Origin of the sequence: Floridaenema flaviceps BLCC-F50, assembly GCF_041929275.2 — a bacterium.
Taxonomy (GTDB): Bacteria; Cyanobacteriota; Cyanobacteriia; order Cyanobacteriales; family Aerosakkonemataceae; genus Floridanema; species Floridanema flaviceps.
This window is the reverse complement of sequence record NZ_JBHFNR020000001.1, coordinates 3,892,423-3,913,883: the sequence shown is the minus strand read 5'-3', so window position 1 is coordinate 3,913,883 and position 21,461 is coordinate 3,892,423. Positions and strand designations below refer to the sequence as shown.

The 21,461-nt window shown below is 39.4% G+C and carries 14 protein-coding genes; 7 read left to right on the top strand and 7 right to left on the bottom strand.

What is annotated here, in order from left to right:
• The first annotated feature begins 19 nt into the window (after positions 1-19).
• From ACE1CI_RS18915 to ACE1CI_RS18890, 6 genes are all read left to right on the top strand, one after another.
• Positions 20-2,545 (top strand): two-partner secretion domain-containing protein, encoded by a 2,526-nt coding sequence (locus ACE1CI_RS18915; protein WP_413263064.1) that lies wholly within the window; start codon positions 20-22, stop codon positions 2,543-2,545.
• A 4-nt stretch (positions 2,546-2,549) separates the two neighbouring features.
• Positions 2,550-5,120 carry a CHAT domain-containing protein gene (locus tag ACE1CI_RS18910; protein WP_413263063.1) on the top strand — a complete coding sequence of 857 codons (2,571 nt, stop codon included), beginning with the start codon at positions 2,550-2,552 and terminating at the stop codon, positions 5,118-5,120.
• A gap of 122 nt (positions 5,121-5,242) precedes the next feature.
• A complete protein-coding gene (locus ACE1CI_RS18905) occupies positions 5,243-6,001 on the top strand; it encodes a DUF928 domain-containing protein (RefSeq protein ID WP_413263062.1) in 759 nt (252 codons plus the stop codon).
• Between the two features lie 25 nt (positions 6,002-6,026).
• A complete protein-coding gene (locus ACE1CI_RS18900) occupies positions 6,027-6,527 on the top strand; it encodes a CHASE2 domain-containing protein (RefSeq protein ID WP_496615570.1) in 501 nt (166 codons plus the stop codon).
• Positions 6,515-7,786, top strand: a complete 1,272-nt coding sequence (locus ACE1CI_RS18895; RefSeq protein WP_496615568.1) for a diguanylate cyclase domain-containing protein — start codon at positions 6,515-6,517, stop codon at positions 7,784-7,786. The genes ACE1CI_RS18900 and ACE1CI_RS18895 overlap by 13 nt, the downstream gene beginning before the upstream one ends.
• A 114-nt stretch (positions 7,787-7,900) precedes the next feature.
• On the top strand, positions 7,901-10,582 hold the full coding sequence (locus ACE1CI_RS18890; RefSeq protein ID WP_413263060.1) for a CHASE2 domain-containing protein: 2,682 nt from the start codon (positions 7,901-7,903) through the stop codon (positions 10,580-10,582).
• A 95-nt stretch (positions 10,583-10,677) separates the two neighbouring features.
• Here the strand turns inward: ACE1CI_RS18890 and ACE1CI_RS18885 are convergent, their stop codons facing one another.
• From ACE1CI_RS18885 to ACE1CI_RS18870, 4 genes are all read right to left on the bottom strand, one after another.
• Positions 10,678-12,807, bottom strand: a complete 2,130-nt coding sequence (locus tag ACE1CI_RS18885; protein WP_413263059.1) for a hybrid sensor histidine kinase/response regulator — start codon at positions 12,805-12,807, stop codon at positions 10,678-10,680.
• An 11-nt stretch (positions 12,808-12,818) separates the two neighbouring features.
• Positions 12,819-13,265, bottom strand: coding sequence for a response regulator (locus ACE1CI_RS18880; RefSeq protein WP_413263058.1), 447 nt, complete (start codon positions 13,263-13,265; stop codon positions 12,819-12,821).
• Complete coding sequence (locus tag ACE1CI_RS18875; protein WP_413263057.1) at positions 13,219-15,552, bottom strand: ATP-binding protein; 2,334 nt, start codon at positions 15,550-15,552, stop codon at positions 13,219-13,221. The genes ACE1CI_RS18880 and ACE1CI_RS18875 overlap by 47 nt, the downstream gene beginning before the upstream one ends.
• A 356-nt stretch (positions 15,553-15,908) precedes the next feature.
• Positions 15,909-16,349: a response regulator gene (locus ACE1CI_RS18870; RefSeq protein ID WP_413263056.1), complete on the bottom strand. Its 441-nt coding sequence runs from the start codon at positions 16,347-16,349 to the stop codon at positions 15,909-15,911.
• Between the two features lie 145 nt (positions 16,350-16,494).
• Between ACE1CI_RS18870 and ACE1CI_RS18865 the strand changes: the two genes are divergently transcribed.
• Entirely contained in the window at positions 16,495-17,118 is a 624-nt protein-coding gene (locus ACE1CI_RS18865) for a DUF938 domain-containing protein (protein WP_413263055.1), read from the top strand.
• A gap of 72 nt (positions 17,119-17,190) precedes the next feature.
• On the opposite strand, the gene ACE1CI_RS18860 is transcribed toward ACE1CI_RS18865, so the two are convergent.
• The 3 genes from ACE1CI_RS18860 to ACE1CI_RS18850 all read right to left on the bottom strand — a co-directional run bounded on the left by ACE1CI_RS18860 (position 17,191) and on the right by ACE1CI_RS18850 (position 21,110).
• A complete protein-coding gene (locus ACE1CI_RS18860; protein ID WP_496615567.1) occupies positions 17,191-19,776 on the bottom strand; it encodes a CPBP family glutamic-type intramembrane protease in 2,586 nt (861 codons plus the stop codon).
• Positions 19,777-19,809: 33 nt separating this feature from the next.
• Positions 19,810-20,295, bottom strand: a complete 486-nt coding sequence (locus ACE1CI_RS18855; RefSeq protein WP_496615566.1) for a DUF2127 domain-containing protein — start codon at positions 20,293-20,295, stop codon at positions 19,810-19,812.
• A 266-nt stretch (positions 20,296-20,561) separates the two neighbouring features.
• Positions 20,562-21,110: a hypothetical protein gene (locus ACE1CI_RS18850; RefSeq protein WP_413263052.1), complete on the bottom strand. Its 549-nt coding sequence runs from the start codon at positions 21,108-21,110 to the stop codon at positions 20,562-20,564.
• Positions 21,111-21,461: the final 351 nt, after the last annotated feature.

Below are 21,461 nucleotides of genomic sequence, written 5' to 3'. Positions count from 1 at the left end.
TCTGCTTGGTCAAAAAAACATGAAGAATAACTTAAAACAGTTAGGCATTATTTCCGTGTTATTACTCAGTGCCTACAATCCCCTGTCGGCACAAGTAATTCCCGATGCTACATTACCCAATAATACTATTGTGATTCCCAATGGGAATACTATCCGTATTGAGGGCGGTACGACTAGCGGTAGCAATCTTTTCCACAGCTTCCAAGAATTTTCGCTGCCTACTGGAGGCGAAGCATTTTTTAATAACTCCGTCGATATTCAAAATATTTTTAGTCGCGTGACTGGGAAAAATATCTCGAATATAGATGGCTTAATTCGTGCTAATGGCAGAGCCAACTTATTTTTGATTAATCCATACGGGATTATTTTTGGCCCAAATGCCCAATTAAATATCGGTGGTTCATTTATTGCTAGTACGGCAAATAGCATTAAGTTTAATGACGGCAGTATTTTTAGTGCTACTAATACTAATACCAAGCCTTTGCTAACTGTGAATGTGCCGATCGGTTTGCAATTTGGGTCAAATCCACCGGGAAAAATTGCAGTACAAGGCTCTAATTTAGCTGTCCAAACAGGGCAAACTTTGGCGCTAGTAGGAGGAGATATCACAATTTCTGGTAGCACCAATCCTCTGGCAACAGGTCTGACTGCTGGCGGAATTCCTATTGTATTTTCTCAAGGCAACTTTGTCCCAACTACACCAGGAGGAAGAATTGAATTAGGAAGTGTCACTCAAGGTGATGTTAACTTCACAACTAGCAATAAAGGTTTTGTTTTTAATTATCTAAACGCCCAAAATTTTGGCGATATTCAACTATTAGGTAATGCCAGAGTTGATACTAGTGGAACAGGTGGAGGTGAAATCCAAATCCAAGCTAGAAATTTACGTCTTAGCGAAGGTTCTCGTCTCTCTTCTTTTACTTTGGGTGATTTACCGGGAGGAGTTATAGCAGTAAATACTTCTGAGTCTGTAGAAATTGTTGGTACTGGCGGTTATGAACAAAATGTCGTCAAGTTTTCTACGGGAACTGTTACTATTAATGACCTAATTAATGGCTTTTTTACCTTAACCTTTGGGTCAGGAAAGGCCGGAGATATCATAATTAATACGCCTGACTTTTTGGCGAGTAATGGCTCTTATATAGCTGCTTCTACATTTGGCGGTGAGGGTGGTAATATCACCCTCAATACATCAGATTTATTACAGCTAAGTGCCGCTTTTATTGCTACAGGAACCGGAGTAAATGCGGTGGGAAATTCAGGAGAAATAACGATAAATACTAGGAGATTTTTAGCCCAAGATAATGGTCTGATCACAACTTCTAGTTTTGGCGTAGGAAAAGGCGGAGATTTAACTTTAAATGCTGCTGATTCGATCGCAATAAGTAGCGGCAATCCCATTCCTATTTCACCAACTGTTAGGGCTTTTGGCGGCATTTTTACCAGCGGTTTAGGTTTGGGAGATGCGGGAGAATTGCGGATTAATACCAGACAATTAACCCTTAGCAGTGGTGCAGTTTTAGCAGCTAGTTCCTTTGGTCAAGGACAGGGAGGAGATATGATCATTAAAGCATCTGAATTTGTCAAATTACAAGGAAATTCTGCCGATGGTCAACTTTTAAGTGCGATTACTTCGGTGACAGAACCGGGATCTCTAGGTAGAGGGGGAAATTTAACCATACAAACCGATCGCTTAATCTTAAGAGATGGGGGAAGAGTCAGTATTCGATCGCGAGGCACGGGAAATGCTGGTAACTTAATTGTCGAAGCTAACTCGGTTTTGATGAATAATAACAGCGGTTTAGAAGGAACTTCTGCATCAGGAGAAGGAGGAAATTTCACCGTGCGATCGCGCATCATAGAAATGCGTAACAATAGTTTTATTTCTGCTACCGCTGGTACAGAAGGCGGCCCCGGAAATGGCGGTAATATTAATATTAATACCAATAGTTTAGTTGCTTTGGGAAACAGTGACATTACTGCTAATTCTGTCGCTAGTCAAGGCGGTAGAGTTACTATTAATGCTCAAGGTATTTTTGGCATTCAATATCGTTTAGCAACTACTCCCAATAGCGATATTACTGCTACAGGCGGTACACCAGATTTAAGCGGTACTGTCCAAATTAATACGCCAGAAGTTGATACTAGTGCTGGTTTAGTTCAATTACCAGAAAACTTTACCGATCTTAGTAATCAAATTGTCGCAGGTTGTGGGTCTTCTAGAGGCAACACCTTCGTAATTACCGGAAGAGGCGGCTTACCTGAAGATCCCAACCAAGCCCTCAGAAGTGCCACAGTTTGGCGTGATTTACGTTCTTTTGAGCAAGGGAGATGGGGAGATGGGGAGATGGGGAGAGATCTAGCCCTCTTATCTCCCCCCATCCCCCTACCTCCCCACCGTTCGGCTGACCAAGACGGAAGCCCCCCCACCTCTATTATTGAGGCTACTGGTTGGGTGAAGAATGCTGATGGTAAAGTAGAATTGATTACTCAATCTACTACGGAAAATCTTTGGTATAAACTTCCACAATGCAGTGGGTTTTAAAGTAATGATTAGAATTCGATCGCTATTAAAATCTATTCATAAAACTGTGTGGCTGGGTTTATTGACTTTGTTTCTGGTGACAGTAGTTTTTCCCGCAACAGCTGAATCTCACTTGAAATTTGCTTTGACGAAACGGGAAGTTAAACGAGAAATTATCACTCTTAATCAGCAAAATTATCCTGAATTGAGTTTGTTGGAACAAGGGCGAAGGCTGTTTGCTAATGGCAGATTTGCAGAAGCGGTGAGTGTTTGGCAACAGGCGGTGAACAGGTTGCAGGGGGAGAGCGATCGCACTCAACTTGCTTTAACTTTAAATTACCTGGCTAATGCTTATCAAGAATTAGGACAATGGCAACAAGCTAAAGATGCTATTACCCAAAGTTTAACTCTCTTACAAGCTCAATCTAGCCCAAATATTCTGGCTCAAACTTTAAATACTCAAGGCAATATCCAATTCGCAACCGGACAAACAGAAGCCGCTTTAAGTAGTTGGCAACAAGCCGAAAAAGCTTATTCCCAAGCTGGAGATGAAACCGGATTTATCGGTAGCAAAATTAATCAAGCACAAGCTTTACAAGCTTTGGGACTTTACCGACGCTCTAAACAAAATTTAGAAGAATTAAATACCAAATTGCAAAGTTTACCTAATACTGCTTTAAAAGCAATGGGATTGCGTAGTTTAGGTGTAGCTTTGCAAGTTGTGGGAGATTTAACCAGGTCTCAAGAAGTGTTAAATCAAAGTTTGGCAATTTCTCAGCAGCTAAATTCTGATGCGGAAACTAGCACTACTTTATTGAGTTTGGCAAATACCCTCAGAGCCTTAAAAAAACCTCAAGAAGCTTTGGTAAATTATCAAAAAGCTGCCGAAACTGCGAGTAATCCTTTGACAAAACTGGAAGCGAGACTCAACGAATTAAGCCTTTTAGTTGAAACTAAAAACCTGGAAGCAGCTAAAAATTTATTGCCGGAAATAGAACTTCAAATAGAAAAGATTCCGCTAAATCGAGAAAGTATTTACGCTCAGGTCAATTTTGCTAATACTTTAATTAAAATGGGGTATGATCCGCCAGCCATTGCCCAAGTCTTAGCAACAGCGATTAAAAACTCGCGCCAACTTCAAGATTTACGAGCCGAATCTTTTGCCCTGGGACAATTAGGAAAACTATATCAACAAACCCAACAATCACAAGAAGCGCAAAATTTAACTAAGCAAGCTTTAACTATTGCTCAACAGTTAAATGCAGCTGATATTATGGCTCGGTTACAATCCCAAATGGGCGAAATTTTGCAACGAAGAGGTGATGTTGCAGGTGCTATTTCTGCTTATACTGAATCTGTGAATACACTAAAATCTCTGCGAACTGATTTAGTCGCTATTAATCCCGATATTCAATTCTCTTTTCAAGAAAGTGTTGAACCTGTCTATCGTCAGTTAGTTAGTTTATTGTTAAAATCTAATCCCGATCAAAACAAGTTGAAACAAGCTCGTGAAGTAATTGAATCCTTACAAATCGCAGAGTTAGATAACTTTTTCCGCGAAGCTTGTTTAGATGCTAAACCGCAGCAGATCGATCGCTTAGATCCGCAAGCGGCAGTAATTTATCCAATTATTTTACCCGATCGTTTAGAAGTAATTGTTTCCCAACCGGGAAAACCTTTACGGCAATACACAACTAATTTGCCGCAAGCTGAAGTAGAAAAAACGCTGGTGCAGTTATTAGAATCTCTCAATCCCTTCTTTTCTAGTGAAGAAAGGTTGCGCGTTTCGCAACAAGTTTATGATTGGTTAATTAAACCTGCTGAAGCAGAATTAGCGGCTAATGGAGTGAAAACTTTAGTATTTGTGCAGGATGGAATATTACGCAATTTACCAATGTCAGCCCTTTATGATGGGAAAAGTTATTTATTGGAAAAATACAATATTGCTCTAGCTCCTGGTTTATCTCTGGTTGCACCTCAATCACTTAGCCAAAAGAAAATCAAAGTTTTAACTGGCGGAATCACAGAATCTCGTCAAGGCTTTTCTGCACTTCCGGGAGTAGAAATTGAAGTAAATAAAATTGCCCAAGAAGTTCCGAGTAAAGTATTTTTAAACCAAGAATTTACCGAAAAGAATTTACAATCTGAAATTGCAGGAACAGCTTTTCCCATAGTTCATTTAGCTACTCATGGTCAGTTTAGCTCTAATCCAGAAGAGACTTTTATTTTAACTTGGGATGAGAAAGTTAAAGTTAAAGAATTCGAGACTTTATTGCGGTATCGGGAACAAGGTAATGTAAGTCCGATCGAATTGCTGGTTTTAAGTGCTTGTCAAACTGCGGCTGGTGATAAACGGGCTGCATTAGGTTTAGCAGGTGTAGCAGTGCGATCGGGTGCGCGTAGTACTTTGGCAACTCTTTGGTCAGTCAAAGATGAATCGACTGCTCAATTAATGACCGAATTCTATCAATTATTGTCTCAGGGTAATAGTAAAGCGGAAGCGCTGCGTACAGCACAGTTAAAGCTACTTAAGCAATCTCAGTATAATCACCCATTTTACTGGGCTCCTTTCATTATCGTAGGTAACTGGTTATAAACATGGAGATAAGTTTAAATAATTGATAAAGTTGCTCTGCAAAGCTTTACATTAAAGTGGTAAATGCGCTTTGATATAAATGGGCAAGTATCTACTAAACATATATTTAATGTTGAGGTAATATGAACAGAAAACCTTTGGCTTTATTTGCGATCGCACTCTCGCTACAAATCATAATTCCTAGCCTGGTTTCCAGCGTCAAAGCCCAACCCGCTGCCGCAAATGGGTCACAATCTATACAAAGCCGTTTAGCAGGTAATGTAACATTTGACCCACCAGGAAGCGATAAACCAGATGACACGGCTGGCGGCGCATCTCGTGGCAGTGGATGTCCGCAAGAGGTAATAAACACAGGCGGATGTGTAGTTCCATTAATGCCTGGTAATAGAGATGGGTTGACAGTAACAGGTCGTCCCACATTCTTTATTTACGTGCCGGAAAATTCGGCAAAAGAAGTATTTTTTAGCTTGGAAGATCAGAACAACAAAAATATTTATCAGACGAAAATTGCCCTGACTGGTAAAGCAGGAATTCTTCAGTTTACACTTCCAGAAAATGCGCCATCTTTGGAAGTGGGCAAGAATTATCGCTGGGCTTTTGTAGTGATTGGGGAACAAGGACTCAGACCGGATAGCCCCGGTATTCAAGGGAGAATTCGGCGCATTGAACCCGATTCAGCATTACTAAGTCAGCTACAAAATATCACACCGATCGAACGTGCAGCTTTGTATGGCAAAAAGGGAATATGGTATGAAACATTAGCTAGTTTAGCCCAAGCGAGAAAATTACAACCAACAGATGCTAATTTGGTTAGTCAGTGGGAACAATTGTTAAAATCAGTAGGGCTAGAAGCGATCGCCTCCCAACCATTGTTAAACTAGCCTCTATTATTCTAGGGTGCTATCAATGTGGCTAAAACTTAAAAAGCGAATTGCCAAAAGGGGCGGTTTATTAATTACTGCCCCTAGTATAGCTGGATTAGTGATAGCCGCCAATTATCTAGGGGTCTTTCAACTGTTAGAATGGGCTACTTTCGATCAATTTTTTGCCATTCGCCCCCCGGCACCAGTCGATCCGCGTATTGTGGTTGTTACTATTGATGAGTCAGATATTAATAAAGTCGGACAATGGCCGATTTCTGATGCAGTTTTAGCGAAATTACTTACCAAAGTCAAAGCGCAAAAACCAGAAGCTATAGGTTTAGATATTTATCGCGATTTGCCAGTACCACCTGGACATTCAACGTTAGTAAAATTATTTCAATCTACACCTAACTTAATCGGAGTAGAAAAAGTAGTCGCAAATGCTGTTTCTGCCTCGCCAAGTTTAAGTAAATTAAAACAGGTAGGAATGGCTGATTTAGTATTAGATGCTGATGGAAAAGTGCGCCGAACTTGCTATCTGTAAGAAGCGGTGGGGAAGTGCATCTCAGCTTGGGAACTAAGTTGGCTTTGATGTATTTAGAAAAAAAAGGAGTTAAACTCCAATTAATAGATAAAAATAAAAAGTATTTACAATTAGGTGAAGCTGTAGTTGTTCCTTTTACCGGAAATGAAGGGCCTTATGCAGGGACTAATTCCGGTGGTTATCAAATTATTCTTAACTATCGAGGCTCAACAGATAGCTTTAATACTGTCACAATGACAGAAGTTTTAAATAACCAAGTTCCGCCGGATACATTTCGCGATCGCATAGTTTTAATTGGTAATATTGGCACTAGCTTTAATGACCTATTCTTCACTCCTTACAGTAGTAGTTTATTTACTACTCCCAAACGAATGCCAGGGGTATTAATTCACGCTAATATAACCAGCCAAATTATCAGCGCCGCTTGGGGCGAGTTTCCTTTTTTCCGCGTTTTATCCCCATCAATAGAAGCTTTGTGGGTTTTATTTTGGTCTTTAATTGGTGGAGGAACTAGTTGGAGGTTATTAAGAGCAAGCAAGCAAAAACAAAAAGCTATTTTACCACAATGGTCAATTAATGTTATTAGTATTATTTTGTGTATAACAATTTTAATTATTTGCAGTTATTTAGCTTTCTTAAGTGGCTGGATATTGCCTGTTATTTCTCCCATAGCAGCATTGATGCTTTCCGCAATTGCTAGCATGATTTACCGCAATTTAGAATTGCAACAGTTGGTAAATTTGGATGGCCTGACTGGGGTAGCAAATCGTCGTTGCTTTGATGAATTTTTGCACCAAGAATGGGGCTTAATGGCAGAAAAAATGAACGTTATTTCTCTGATACTTTGTGATGTTGATTATTTTAAAAAATACAATGATACATACGGGCATCAAGCTGGTGATGAATGTTTGCGAAAAGTGGCTAATGCGATCGCCAAAGTAACTCGTTCTACTGATTTGGTGGCACGTTATGGCGGAGAAGAATTTGCTGTAATTATGCCAAATACTAATCCTGAAGTTGCTTTAAAAGTGGCGAATAGAATTACAGAAAATGTCAAAAGTTTACAGATTGTACATGAAAATTCTTTAATTAGCGATCGCGTCACTCTCAGTTGTGGTGTAGCGAGTATGGTTCCCGATCTCACCAATTCTATCAGTGAATTAATTAATACAGCTGACCAAGCCCTTTATAAAGCTAAACAACAAGGACGCGATCGGATTATTGCCGCTATAATAATGCAAGAGAAAGAAAAACATTAACTTAGGGTGAATCCAATGCGGCTCGGTTAAAGATTTTTTTTCCGGCGAAGGGGGTGCTTCATTAGAATTTTGTTAACAGCGACGATTGCATTCAGTTTTTAATGCGAAAAATCTATGAAGTCAAAACTTAACAAAATAATTCGCCAATGGCGCAGCGTACTAATTCTTGCCCCCAGTGTTGCTGGATTAGTAATAATAGCGAATTATTTAGGTTTATTCCAGCTTTTAGAATGGGCGACTTTAGATCAGTTTTTTCGCTTACGTCCCCGGGAATCAGTGGATTCTCGAATTGTTATTGTTACTGTTAATGAGTCGGATATTACGTATACTAATCAATGGCCGATTTCCGATGCAGTTTTAACCCAGTTAATTGAAAAATTGAAAGCCCAGCAGCCAAAAGTCATTGGTTTAGATATATATCGGGATTTGCCAGTACCGCCTGGTAACGCGGAATTAGTTAAAACGTTTCAATCTACACCTAACTTAATAGGGGTAGAAAAAGTAGTTGGAAATACTGTAGCACCACCGCCAACTTTAAGCAAATTAGGACAAGTAGGAATTTCAGATTTAGTATTAGATTCTGACGGCAAAGTGCGGCGAGGTTTGCTATCAGTAAGATCTGCCCAAGGAAAAACAAGATTAAGTTTAGGAACCAAATTAGCTTTAATGTATTTGGAAAGTCGCGGCATAAAACTCCAGATGCTCGACCCGAAAAATAAAATTTTAGGATTAGGAAAAGCTAAATTTGTGCCTTTTACTGGTAATGAAGGTGGATATATTAGGGCTAACTCTGGTGGTTATCAAATTTTATTGAACTATCGAGGCAGTTTAAATAATTTCCAAACTATATCATTAAAGGATGTTTTGTCAGATCGCATACCGCCAAATATGATGCGCGAGCGCATTGTTTTAATCGGTGTTACTGGTTCTAGCTTCAACGATTTATTCTTTACTCCTTACAGTGCTAATCCTTTCGGTAGCCCCAAATTAACACCAGGAGTAGTTATTCATGCTAACTTAACTAGCCAAATTTTAAGTGCGGCATTAGATGACAGACCTTTTATTAAATATTGGTCAGAACCAAGCGAAATTTTCTGGGTTTTAGTTTGGTCTTTTATCGGCGCTACAGGAACTAGGAAATTACTGGTAGCGCAACAATTCATCAATAAATTTGCTGGGAAATGGGTAACTTTTACAATCTTTATTGTAGTAGCCGGAGGTAGTCTGGTTGGGGGCAGTTATTTAGCTTTTTTAGCTAGTTGGTGGCTACCTGTAGTTCCCTCGTTAACAGCATTAATTACTTCGGGAATTGCGATCGCAGGCTACCACGCCCTAGAATTACAACGGCAAAAAACCGACTTAGAAATTTTATTAGAAACTACCACCGCACACTACGATACAGTTACCGCCGAATTAGAATATAAAGCCGAAGAAACAGCAAGGGAAGGTGAAAGAAGATTAGCTCAATTTTTAGAAGCAGTACCAATAGGAGTTGCAGTTGTTGATGGGAATGGCAAAATTTATTACCTGAATGATGCTGCACAACAACTACTTGGTAAAGGAGTGATTCCTGATAGTACAATTAAGGATTTTACAGAACTTTACCAACTTTACCTGGCTGGAACTAGTCAATTATACCCTTATGAAAAATTACCTATTGTCCGTGCTCTAAAAGGTGAATCTTTCTCAGTGGATGATCTAGAAATTCATCTACAAAATAAGATTATTCCCCTAGAAAGTTGGGCAACTCCTATTTATGATAAATCCGAGCAAATTACTTATGCACTGCTAGTTTTTCGGGATATCACTGAACGCAAAAAAGCTGAAGCAGAACGGATAAAATTAACCGAACAGTTACTTGCACTTAACTTATCTTACTCGCGTTTCGTGCCGCATCAATTTCTTGAGTTATTAAACAAAGAAAGTATTATTGATGTGCAATTAGGCGATCAAGTGCAAAAAGAAATGTCCGTATTATTTTCTGATATTCGGGATTTTACCACTTTATCAGAAAGTATGACTCCGGCTGAGAATTTCAAATTTATTAATGATTATCTCAGCCGCATGGAACCAGAAATTATTCACAATCAAGGGTTTATTGATAAATACATTGGTGACGCAATTATGGCACTGTTTACTGGTGAAGCAGATAATGCCGTTAAAGCAGGAATTGCCATGCTAAACGCCCTTAATGAGTTTAATCAAGAGCGCCAAAGTAGGGGTAGTTCGCCGATTAAAATTGGCATTGGAATTAATACAGGTACAATGATGCTAGGTACTGTGGGCGGGCGATCGCGCATGGACACTACAGTAGTTAGTGATGCGGTTAACTTGGCCTCTCGACTTGAAGGGTTGACCAAAAATTATGGCGTAGCTTTATTAATTTCTCACTACACTTTTTTGGCTTTAAATGATGCTAATGCTTATGGGATACGACTGATTGATAAAGTAAAAGTTAAAGGCAAATCAGAAATGGTCACTGTTTATGAAATATTTGATGCCGATCCACCCGAACTTAAACAAGCTAAATATTTAACTAAAACCGGATTTGAACAAGCAGTTTTACTTTTTAATTTAGGCAGATTTGAACGCGCCGCAGAAATTTTTGCCAAATGTCTTTCTGTTAATCCTCAAGATAAAGTTGCTCACATTTATTTGCAACGCTGTCTGGAAGAGAGGCAGCGGATCAGGGGTGCTCCGGGTGCAGGGGTGCAGGGGTGCAGGGGTGTAGAGGTGTCCAGGTGCATGGGGGTAGAGGGGTTCCAAGGGCCCAGGAGACAAGGGGAAGTTGATTAACTCAAAACTCTCTCCAGGGCGGGTGAAAGTTGTTAATTATTCTGCTATGACCACAGACTTCTCTACTAAACCCGCCCCTACAAATTAAAACTTTCCTAGTCCCCTGTTACTAGTCCTTTATATAATGCCCAGAGTAGTTCTTTTGTGGTGAATGGTTTAGATAAAAAGCCTTGAAAACCTAACTTTTGGACTTGAGAAACTACTTCTGTAGAATTTAGTCCACTCATGGCTAATACGTATACATTTGGATTCAGTCGGCGTAAGAGGGGAATAATAGTTGTACCGTCCATTGTCGGCATCATAATATCCATTAATACACCAGCAATTTCGTCTTTATATTCAGCGTAAAGAGCGATCGCTTCAATGCCATCACTCGCTGTCAAAACTCGATAATTATAAATTTCTAATGTATTTTTAGTAATCTCCGTAATTGCGGCTTCATCATCAATAACTAAAATCAATTGTTGTTGACCAACTAATAATTCTAAATCATCATTAGTTTCGTTAACAAGTGATTCGATCGCAGGCAAATACACCTTAAACAAACTGCCTTTATTTACCTCACTTTGCACATCAATAAATCCGCCGTGACTTTTGACAATTCCCAGCACTGCTGAAAGTCCTAAACCCGTACCTTTGCCAACTTCTTTTGTAGTAAAAAATGGATCGAAAACTCGATGAAGAATTTCTGGGGGAATGCCCATTCCGGTATCGGCAACACTCACCATTACATAAGCCCCAACTTTAGCATCTAAGTGCATTCTGGCATACTGTTCATCCACCAGTATATTTTGAGCAATTATTTGCAAATTACCACCTTCAGGCATAGCATCACGGGCATTAACGCAGAGATTCATAAACACCTGATGCAGTTGCGTGGTATCGCCGGAAATTGTCCAAAGATTTGAGGGAATATTGCTGTGAATATCAATAGATTTCGGCAAAGTTTGTTGAATAATTTGCTCTATTTCATATAATAAATGATGGATTTGTAAATTAATTCTTTTGCCTTCAACTCCACGAGCAAAAGATAAAATTTGTTTAACTAAATCTGCTCCTCTTTGGGCGCTAGATTCCAAGGTTTTCAATAATTGTTGAGTATTATTATTTAAGTTTGGCAGTTTCATCGGTAATAGTTGCACCACTGCCAAAATAGGAGTCAAAATATTATTTAAGTCGTGAGCAATACCGCTGGCAAGGGTTCCCAAACTTTCCAAACGCTGGGCGCGTAAAAATTGCGCTTCTAGCTGTTTCTTTTCGGTAATATCCATGTGGATACCAATCATTCGCACTGGATTTCCTGTTTGGTCACAAAATAGGCTACTCTTAACAGCAATCCAGCGAACTTCTCCGGGAACACAACAGTTAGAAGTCAGCGGACAAGAGGCTTCATCTAAATCTAATAATAAAGATTCGTCTTCCCTTCTGCCTTCTGCCGTTCGGCTGACCAAGACGGAAGTCTTCGGCCTTCTGCCTCCTTGAGGACAAATAATGCGAAATTCTGTATCTAATCCCTGTCCCTTTTTGACGGCTTGCCAGAGTTCTTGTTCTACTTTGGGGCGATCGTCTGGATGTATACTTTGCATCCAACCTTCATATTGTCCCTCAAAACTGCCCGGTGCTAATCCATAAAGTGCTTCTAATTCTGCTGTCCAAACAATATCATTAGTTTGAATTAGCCATTCAAAAGAAGCAATTTTTCCGGCTTGTTGGGCTAGTTCTAATCTTGACTGAATTCTTTGTCGCCATTCAATTTCTTGGCGCAATAATTCGTTAGCCATTTCTAAGGCAGCGGTGCGTTCTTGTACCCGCTTTTCGAGAATTTCGTTGGCTTCTCTTAAAGCTTCGGCGGCTTGTTTCCGTTCGATCGCATACCGTAAAGAACGCACCAAAATCTCTTGATTGATCTGCCGTTTCATTAAATAATCTTGCGCCCCATGACGCACTGATTCGATCGCCAATTCGTCATCATTAGTATTAGTTAAAACAACAACTGGCAAGCTAGGGGCGTGCTTAATTAGTGAATCTAAAGAAGCTAGCCCCTCACTATCTGGTAAAGTCAAATCTAGCAGCACTACATCAAAAGTTTCAGTTTCTAGGGTGGCAATTGCTTCCCCCAAACGTTTCACATGGGCTAAGTTAAACCGACTTAGAATTGCTCCTTTCAATACTTCTTTTAATAGCCTTGCTTCTGCCAGGTTATCCTCAACCAACAAAATATTCACGCAAGTTTTTTCTACTTTCCTTCCGAAGGAAGTATTGCAGTTTCCAACCAAAATTCCTCAATCCCCCGAACAATTTTAAACAATTCACTGAGATTTCGCGATTTGGAGATATAGCAATTAACGTGCAAATCGTAACTTTTAGAAATATCCTCTTCATTGCGCGAAGTAGATAAGACGATTACGGGAATGTGCTTAAGTGCAGGATCGGTTTTAATTTCTGCTAACACTTCCCGTCCGTCTTTTTTCGGCAAATTCAGATCCAACAGGATGAGATCGGGAAGAGTTGCACCCGCAAATTCCCCATCCTGTCGGAGATAAGCCATTGCTTCCATGCCATCCCTAGCGACAATCACTTCACACTGAGCAGCAGTGCTTTTCAATGCTTCTTGGATTAGCCGGATATCGCCGCGATTATCTTCGATCAAAAAGATTCTTTTGTAACCTGTTTGGGTTGGCATGATTGCGCTCACGAAGGATTGCTTTAGCAGAGTCGCGTCCTCCTACTGGAATTGTAAAGCAGAAGGTTGCGCCTTTGCCCAGTTCGGATTCGACCCAGATCCGTCCTCGATGGCATTCTACTATTTTTTTACAAATGGCTAATCCCATACCGGAGCCGGGGTATTCATCGCGGGTGTGCAAACGTTGGAAAATGACAAAGATGCGATCGCTAAATTGCGGATCGATGCCAATGCCATTATCTTTAACTCTAAACAACCAATCATCTTCTTGCCGTTGCACCCCAATATGAATTTGTGGCGGTTCATCTTTTTTCTGGAACTTAATCGCATTCCCAATTAAGTTTTGGAATAATTGCATTAATTGAGTTCCATCTGCCACAATTGTCGGCATTTGATCGAAAGTAACTGTAGCATTAGTTTCGCCTATTCTGCCGCGTAAATTACTTAATGCTCGATCCAATGCTAATTCTAAATCAGTTAATTCCCATTCAATGCCTTTCAAATCTACTTTGGAGTAAGCTAACACATCATCAATTAGAGTTTGCATTAAGCTCACACCTTCCACAGCAAAGTCGATAAATTCTTTGCCATCTTGATCTAATTCTTCGTTATACCGCATTTCCAACAACTGCACATAATTTGCCACTTGATTTAGTGGTTCTTGCAAGTCGTGGGAAGCGACATAAGCAAATTTCTTTAATTCGGCGTTGGAACGTTCCAAATCTTGCGCGAGTAAGGCTAATTCTTCCGCTTGTCTGAGTACGATATTGACGATCGCTTTTCGTAATTCCAGTGCTGCTTTCACTTCCACTTGTTTCCAAGGCAAAGATTTCAACCGCACCGTTTCTTTCCACAATTCAAAAGATTTCCTCGGACACAAACGCAAATTATTGTCTGTTTCTTTCACTTCGTAAGCGTGATTTGGATCTCCCCCCCAATTTACGGTTTGCAACACTTCAGGACGGAACCATAATACATAACTCCGCTTAGAAATTGGAATCGCTAACAACCCGCTAGCAATATCCTTGAATCGTTCCGCATCAGAATAAATTAACGGCAATGAATCAGTGTAAAAAACTTCTTCTTCTACGGTTTTGCCTAACCATTGCACCAAATAATTTAATTCGTTTTCTGGTGGCGTGCGTCCAATGGTTGTCCAATGTCCATTAAAACAAATTGCCGCACCTTTGGCATCTGCTAAATCTAGCAAGTTTGTTTGATGATTGACTAACCCAGAAATGAAGTTATCTGACTGGGACATATATTCAATCAACATTGATTGAACTTGCGACAATTTCATCCGATAATTGTAATCTGCTTCTTCTTCACGGGTGGAAATTTCGGCAAAAATTACTCTGCCCAAAAATTCGCAAGCTTTCCGCAATTCATAAGGAATATACTTGGGTGTGCGATGGTGACAAGCAATCAATCCCCAAAGTTTCTGATCCTTCATTAAGGAGATAGTTAAAGATGCGCCAACTCCCATGTTGTGCAAATATTCCAAGTGACAGGAATAAGGACTGCGGAGAATGGAAAGAGTCAGATCGATCGGTTGATTTGTAATTGGGTTATTGCTGGGATAAAGTTCTACTGGTTCAGCCTGAGAATTGGGAATTACCCGAATCCAGTTAGAGAGAAACATTTTTCTCGCTGGTTGGGGAATATCCGATTCTGGATAGTGTAACCCTAGATATGGTTCCATTTCCGGCTGTTTTACTTCAGCAACAACTTCGCCATGTCCGTCTTCATCAAATTTGTACAACATCACGCGATCGCATCCCGTGACATTCCGCACTTCCCGAACAATAATCTGACAGAAATCTTGTAAATTCGAGGTAGCTTCCAACTGTCCAATAGAAGCCTTCGCTAGGTGATAAAAACTCAAAAATGGGATATTTTCCTGAGTTAATGCTGGTTCTAACTCTAAAACCAAAAATCCATCGGAACTGCGGTGAAATATCGCATCAAAAACTAAGTAATCATCCCCTTTCCGTCTCACCCAAACCTTTGTCGGGTTGATTACATCTAGGTTTTCTTGCTCTAATCCTTCCTTAAATTGTTGCAGTTGGAAAGTATCTAAAATATCTTCCAAAGTCTTACCCAAAACCTGTTCTGCTGGCATTCCAAAAGCTGCCGAACAGTTAGTGCTAACTTGCAAAATTGTTAAGTCTGGTTCTTGCAATACCAACAAGACTCCGTGCGGTTGAATTTGAGTCAATGTATGGATTTGCGGCTGCTTTAAACTGGTTAAATTAATCTCTTGCGTCTCTAAATTCATAGCTGTCATAATTACCCTCCACAAACCAGAGTATAAAATCTATTTCCCGTCCTAGCTTCAGCCGATCTTACAAATAATTACTCCTGTTGTGTGAAACTTATCCGCTATTTACTTGTCTTTGCTTAACAATAAATATTTCCGAATTTCCCTGTTCCTCTAGCCGAGAATTCTGACCTTCCAATTTCTACCTCTAGTCGCAGCATACCGCATAAAATTCTTCAGCGGCTAAATGTAAACCTTAAATAAAGTAGAAGTTTTCCCAATATATAGTGATTCAATTTTTAGCTGCACAAATAATGTAAAAGTTTATTTCTCCTCAGCAATTAGCAATATTTTTTCAAGAAACAACTTAATTTTGTGAGTAACTACTCTAACGGTAGAGTAACAATTCTTAACCAAAACTCTTCAATGCGCTTAATTGTTTGAGTTAATTGTTGTAAATCATCAGATTTAATCACATAACAATTGCCCTGGAGTGCATAGATACCAAAGATATCCTCTTCACTCTGAGAAATAGTTAATACAACGATAGGAATGCGGTGCAGTTGAGGATCGGCTTTAATTTCTGCTAAAATTTCCTTGCCCTCTTTTCCCGGCAAATGTAAATCTAGTAGAATTAGGTCGGGACGAGGAGCATCAGCATATTCCCCACGATGATGGAGAAAATCCATTGCTTTTGTACCATCAGCGATCGTCACAATGCGGTAGTGTGTTGAACTTTCCGTCAGTGCATTAGTGATGAGATTGGCATGATCCGGGTTATCCTCCAAAATTAAAATCAACCGCTCTGTTGGAGATTTTTCCATATAAAACGCCACAATTAACTATCTAGTGTTATCCAGATCCCCGACTTCACAGAAGAAGTCGGGGATCTAGAATCAGGTTATCGATCGCCATATAATTTTATCTGTCTACTCCGATAAAAACTCGCCCTGTTAGAATCTTTTAAAAATGAGCGACGATCGACAATTTGCCCCAGCGACTCAGCGTAATCGAGAACCAATTTTAGAAGTGTTGCAGCGGATTTTACCCAGCACTGGTACAATTTTAGAAATAGCAAGTGGTACTGGTGAACACGCCGTCTTTTTTGCGCCACGTCTTTCTGGACGGAAATGGTTGCCTACAGATGTTAATTATCTATCACTTGCGAGTATTTCTGCTTGGCTGGAGTACGCGCCATCAGATAACATTTATCCGCCGATTTTATTAGATGTTTGTGCTGATATTTGGTCGATCGAACAAGAAAAGCAATATCTTGGCGAAATTACTGCCATAGTTAGTATTAACATGATTCATATTGCACCTTGGTCAGCTTGTTTAGGATTAATGGCAGGTGCAGGACGCATTCTTCCCCAAAATGGCATCCTTTATTTATATGGCCCTTTTAAACAAAATGGGCAACATACCGCACCGAGTAATGCTGCATTTGATGAAATGTTAAAAAGTCAGAATCCAGAATGGGGAGTGCGTGATTTAGATGATGTAATTGCTGCTGCAAAGATGCAAAATTTGCAATGGCGCGAAACTGTTTCTATGCCAGCAAATAATCTTTCTGTAATCTTCCAAAAAATTTAGGTTCGTTGTCACGACTTTAGTCGTTCTCTTCCTTAATTAAACGACTAAAGTCGCTACAACGAACCAAGATTACTAAGTTGTTTTTGGCAAACTCGATCGCATTTTTCCCCCAAAAAACAACCACCAAACTGTCACCGTTACCCAGTGCATAAAAGTAATTGTCCACAGGGAACCAATCAAGTAATAATTAATGGTACAAGTTAAACCCAAGAGAGTTACTAACAACAAAAACACGGGATTAGCAAAAGTCGATCGCCCAAACCATTTCGCCAAAATCAAATGATATCCTACATAAATCCCTAACCCTAAAAATCCCCAACTCCACCAGATTAAAGGCGAAAACCAATCTTTCGGATAAGGCAATAATAAGACACGAAACAGGTATTCTTGGAGTAAGGCGGGAACAAATAGCAGTCGAATTGTCCTGCCTAATTGATGATACCAGGGAGTAGTTAAAGGTTGCCAGTCAAGAAAGTTTTTGGTAAAACCAATGGGAATTGCGATCGCACCAAAAATTACTAACATACCTAAAGTCTTCAACCAATCTATTTCCGAAGGAATTGTTACCCCGCCAAAAGTGCGAGTTACCAAATAAGAAAATATCGGAATATTAGTAAATGGCAGTTTCCACGCACCTAATAATAAAGTTGGTTCTAATGGTGCAAGATTTGGATCTTTTCCGCCAATTTGATTAGTGCGTAAAAACCATAATTGGGCACCATTATTTAAAAATAGCATGGAAAATTCATCGTATGCTTGCCGAGGGAGAGCAGTTCGCCAACTAATCAATCCCGTGAGTAAATTTCTCGGTTTAAAATCACTAATACTAATAAACTCTTTGTCAGAACGCACCCCTGTAAGTACATCAGCATTCCATTGCCAATCCCAACGTACTACACCCATTGGTGTTAGTTGTTCTGCTAAATCTTTGGCTAATTTTACCAAATCTTTAAACCTTTTTGTGGTTGGATTATTAGGATTATCTTTCATCCATTGCACAATTTGGCGATTATTTTCTATTTTTTCTTGAAAGCGATATAAAGTGAGAAATATTGCTTGTGCTGAATCTTGCACGCAAGAAGTTGCAGAAGTAATGCTAGAATCTCCGCTACCATCACCAATGCGATAACGTGCAGCAACTAAACTTAATTCGCCCATTAGTTCATTAAACAAGGAAAGTTTTGTACCGCCAAAATCGTATTCTTTGGTTAAGGTATCCAGCTTAATTAACACATCCGAAACTGGGCGAACTCCCATAAATCCTCGGCGCAGATTGCCCATATAATTCGCCCAAGTTTGCATACCGGATAATGTACCATCTCCGCCATTACCATAAACTTGAAAGTAGTCTATATTAAAAATTGGTTCGTTGGTAAAAACGTCACGCACAACTTCAGCTACACCAAAAGAAAAGTGTCCTGTGTATGTGCCAAAAGCGAACTTTTCTGCGTTGCGATATGTGCCACCTTTTCCGCCATAAAGGTGCATTACTAAAACCCGATCGCCAATTTCCCAATCTTTATATGTGCCGTCAGTTTTACCTGTTAAAAGTATACTTTCAACTGTTCCCTTCTTTTTTTCTACATCTTGCCAATTTTGGAAATTAATAAATTTTAAACCTGGATTAAATCCGCTAATTGTTTCTTGGGGTTTGACTTTAATTAGCGATCGCGGTACCATTGCTTGCACTGTAAAAACTCCCGCCCGATCTTTCGCGCCGTAAATATACCAACCCGCCTTACCCGCTGGCGACTTATCCAGATCGCGAGTAGTCATATTAAAGATTCCCTCATTATCTGGCGGTTGTTGGGGAATGCGAACAATTTCTATTGCACCATCAAATTTACCAGTTTTAATATTGTAGTGTTGCACCCGCATTAAATCGCTGGTACAAGGGGGTTTTCCCGGACAAAGTTGCGGCAAATCTTGGGGTTTTTGTGGCACTAATCCCAAAAATTTGACTAATCCATAATATCTGCCAGTTTCTTGAAAAGGTTCCCGATTAATTCGCAAAATTGTAGTTGAATTACTTTCGTTTGTGTTACCCAGATCCCCGACTTCTTGAAGAAGTCGGGGATCTGAAACTACAACTTTTCCAGGCAAAATTACTGTCACATCATCTATAGGATGTGCCCCTGCTAATGATTGTAAGGGACCGACGCGATCGCGATTATTCAGTCGCATCGGATGAATGACTCCATTTTCGTAAGACTTTTGCACAGATGCAGGAAAGCGAGTATCACGAGAAGCTTTATTTACGTAAGCTTGCACCTGCGGTTCTTTACTCCATGCCAAACGCACAGTCTTACCAATTAAATTTTTCTCGTTAGCAGGGGCTACTTCCACCTGGAACCATGCCCAATCAGTTTCTTTGTTTGTTTTGGCAAATTCTTGATATTGCTCTTTAGAGGGCAGAATTAGCCGTCCTACCCAATCACTTACAGGTCGAAAATTAGCAGGTACTTCTGCGGTAATCGGATAATAACTAGGTTGATTAAATGGCGCTTTAATTGTTGAGGAATATTGGGAGGAAGGCAATGCTGTTACTGCTATCAGCAATGGTGCGTGTAGTAAAATTGTCAGAATTGCGCTGAATATTACGAGGATAATTGCTCGGTATTGCGATAGAATTTTCCCAACTCTCAACCATTGCTGCATTGCCATCTCCCCAATTTTTTTAATTTCTAAATTTTAAATCGATTCTGACAATTCGGAAACTGATTCTGTTGCTGGTGTCAGCACTTTCTTCAGCAATAACATCACTACCATGATATTAAGCAAGAGAATCACTAAATGTTTCCCAGAAAAATGATGCCAGCAATTTAAAATTTCTGTAGGTAGTGGCAAAGAAACCATTAACAGCATTAAGATATTTGCCCATTTCTTCCCATACCAAAATCCGATCGTCGCAATTCCCATAACTATTGCATAAATCCCCGCAACTCGCGCCATCTTCCGCAACCCTTCAGCAGGTATATTCAATACAGCATTGAGAAACCAATCACTTAAAGTGAACTCTCCATCAACTAGATAATCTTGAGCAACTATTGCTAGTCGATCGTAATTTTTCCAACTAAAAAAAGACAGAATGCTAATTGTTGTCAGAATTAATACTATGCAACCTTTATAAACAACGATTAATTTTGTACTTAAAGAGCGTTGAGTTTGATCTGCCATGCGATTTTTGATTTTTAATTTGTGATTATAGCTTAAAGTTCTATCCATAGATAGATCTAATATGGAATACCTAAATGTTTGCTACAGATGCCTGATCCCCCCTAGCCCCCCTTCCCAAGGGGGGAACAAGAGTGAGTTTAAAGTCCCCCTTATTAAGGGGGATAATGGGGGATCTCCGATTTGTTGCATCCTTTTTTCTATTTGATATAACAGCAAAAGTTTTCTGCTTTGCATGGCTTCACGTTGAAGCTAGTATCCTTCCTTGTCTAGGTTTGCTCAAATTGTGTTAACGAAGATGTGTCACTTATGGTAAAAAACAACTCTTTTTTTAAATAGTTTATATTCTTGCGAATTTCCGCAGATTGTTTTCTAATATTTTTCGCATGATTCCTAATTTCTTGTGCTTGAATCCTCATTTGATTCATTGATTCAGGCTTAAGCAAATAATTTATTAGCGCTTGCTTAGTTTCACTATCCTGTTGAATTTTTCTCGAATTCATGAAATCTGAATTTAAGTTTTGACTATCTAATTTTGTGGGGAAATTCGCTATTCTTTGTTCGCAGTTAATTAAATCTGTATTTAACGTCATTATTTCAGAATTGCAAAATATTATTTCTTTTTGTAATTCATTTAGCTCATTTTGTTTTTCCTTAATTTCATTAGTTAAAGTTTCTTTTATTTCTAGACGCAATTCTAATTCTTCTTCTACTTGGATAATCAGCGATCGGAAAAATTCATTGAACTCATCAAACAAATCTTCTATACAGTCGAAAATTGTCAGTGAATAGTCAAGTAAAATTTGGTGAATACTCATATCATGTTTTCTTTTCAAAAAAAAAATAGAATTAACTTTATTATAAATGTAATTTTTTAATGTCGCAAAGTTACAGGCGCAGAGGAATAAAAGATCGGAAGTTTGAGAGATTGACAAACATGAGAAAATAGCGATCGCTAAATGTTTGTAGTAAACTTATGAAAATTCGTTCTAAACTCTTAATTATTGCTGTTACCATTTGCTTATTATCCCTTATGGGTAATGCGTTGCCAATAAACGCTCAAACTCAGCAACCAGTTCCCAGCAATGCTTGTTAGTAGCAGACTGCACAGTTTTGCTTAACAAAAAAGCTTTTCAGCACTAGAGAAATAAATTCTCTTTCACATCATC